The sequence below is a fragment of the Fundidesulfovibrio sp. genome (assembly GCF_058402725.1).
Genome location: NZ_JBZVFJ010000281.1, coordinates 1 through 2,456 on the forward strand (window position 1 = coordinate 1; position 2,456 = coordinate 2,456).

Annotated in this window: 1 protein-coding gene; it reads left to right on the forward strand. The window is 72.1% G+C overall.

Annotated elements, in window-relative coordinates:
- Positions 1-330 precede the first annotated feature (330 nt).
- A partial coding sequence (locus tag ACV4UX_RS18695; protein WP_491594791.1) for an IPT/TIG domain-containing protein occupies positions 331-2,456 on the forward strand: 2,126 nt, incomplete at its 3' end.

Genomic DNA, 2,456 nt, shown 5'->3' on the forward strand with positions numbered 1-2,456 from the left:
CCCTCCATCCTCTCCGTCTCCGCCCCGCACCTCTTCCTCGGTCCCGGTCCCGTCGACCCCATCGAGCTCCTCGTCGCCGACGCCGGCTCCGACCTCGCCCACATCGACGCCCTCGAGCTCCGGATCGGCCCGACCTGGCGCGCCTCCTGCGGCTCCCTCGTCTCCCTCTCCCCACCCTTCAACCCCATCACGCGCCTCTCCTGCCTCAACCTCTCCCTCGCTTCCGCGCCCCTCGACGACCCCTCCCTCACCACCGCCTCCTTCGTCCTCCGCGTCGCCAACCAGTCCTCCTCCCCCTCCGCGCCCATCCCGCTCGTCCCACGCCCTTCCATCTCGCTCCTCAGTCCCGACTCGGGCCCCACCGCCTCCCCGACCGAGGTCTCCCTCCTCGGCGCCCACCTCGGCTTCGCCGCCTCCGACGTCGTCAACATCACGCTCGGCGGTCGTCCCTGTCGCCTCCTCGCCCACCTCTCCCCGACGTCCCTTCGTGTCGAGGTCCCGCCCGGCGTGGGCTCCGCGCTCCGCAACCCGCTCGTCGTCACCACGCGCGGCCTCCTCGCATCCTCCTCGCCCGCCGCCTTCCGCTACAGCCCGCCCGTCATCACCTCTGTCTCGCCGTTGTACACCTTCATCGGCCCGCGCGTCCTCGAGACCTTCACGCTCCGCGGCCAGCACCTCGGCAACCGCGCCGACGACGTCGCCTTCCTCGCCGTGGCGGGCGTGCCGTGCGGGGTCGTGGCGCACGTGTCGTCCTCCGAGCTCGTGTGCGGGGCCGTGAACGGCTCGACGATGCAGCTCAACGGCGGCGTGGACGTCACGGTCGGCGACCAGGCGCTGTCGGGCGACGCGAGGGCGGCCGCGGTGCAGCTGCTGGAGGTGTTGCCGGAGCCGCGCGTCACCTCCTTCACGCCGTCGCCGGCGGCCGCGGGCGAGACGCTGATGATCCTGGGCTTCCACTTCGGGCGCGTCTCCACGGACGTGTCGCGCGTGTCGCTGGGGCCGCTGGAGTGCGAGTCGGTGCGCGTGCTGAGCGCGCAGAGCCTGTCGTGCGTGGTGCCGACCCCGCCCGAAGGAACGGACCCGCGGAGTCTGCTGGACCTCCCGCTGCGCGTGACGACACGTGGCGGGCTGTCGTCCAACACGCTGCTCTTCTCGTTCCGGGGCGCGGGCGCGCTCCCGGAGCCGCCGAGCGAGCTGCGCGTGTGGCGACCCGTGGGGGAGTCGCAGACCCTCGTGCTCACCTGGCTCCACCGCACGCTCAAGTCCTCCTCATCCACCTCCTCGCTGGACCGCATCCTCCCCGCGGAGCCCACATCCTTCGACCTCCACATCGTGGACCTCCACCCGATCAACCGCACCGAGACCGCCCAGAACCTCCTCTTCACCAACGTCAAGCTCCGCGTCCCGGGACCCGACCCCTCCGACCCCGCGACCTTCCAGCACTCGCTCGCGGTCTTCACGCGCTTCCCCGTGGCGGTGCGCGTCCGCGCCGTCAACCCCACGGGGCCGAGCGCGTGGACGGCGTTCTCCTCGATGACGCCGGAGACGTGCGAGGAGTCCGAGTTCCTCGCGACGCACGAGGCGCCGCACGAGTGGGAGTGTCGGGCGTGTCCCTCGGGCGCGTACTGCGGCGGGCTCGGGTCCGAGAACGTCACGGCGCTCGTGGGTCACTGGCGCGTGCCGTGGAGCGCCGACCGACTGGGCTTCGCGGCGTGTGCGCGGCTCGAGGCGTGCGAGGGCTGGGGCGATCCGTCCGACACCATCCAGCCTTCCAACCAGTCCCAATCCGCCCTCTTCCTCGCGCCCCGGGCCGTGCCCGGTCTGCGCCTCGAGACCGCGGCCCAGGAGCAGTGTCGCGAGGGCCACACGGGCGTGCTGTGCGCGTCGTGCGAGGCGGGCTTCTACCGCGACGTGGGCGGACTCTGCCAGCCCTGCGGCTCGCAGACCGACACCGCGCTCCGCCTCTTCGGGCTCGCCGTGCTCCTCACGGTCGTCATGGGCGGGCTGCTGGCGCGCACGTACGCGGCGGCGGGGTCGGCGACGTCGAACAGCGTGGTGCGCGTGCTCAAGATCCTCTTCAACCACTTCCAGACCATCTCGATCATCGCGGCGATCGACTTCGACTGGCCGGGGAGCGTGCGGACGTCGATCGAGGTGACGAACGGGATGTCGGCGTTCTCGACGGAGGGCGTGAGTCTGGAGTGCGTGACGGGGCGCGCGGGCCAGGACCCGCTGGGTCGCTCGCTCATCATGCTGTCCACGCCGCTGTGGCTGCTGCTGTACGCGGCGGTGTTCTGGGCGCTGGAGGTGCGGTTCGACGCGTCGGTGGCGTGCTCGGAGCGGTTCCGGCGGTGCGTGCGCGGGATGCGGCGGCGGCGGCGACGACGGACAATCTCGCGCGTGAATCGGACCTCCACCACGAGTCCGCTCGCCACGCTAACCCTCCTCTCGAGTCG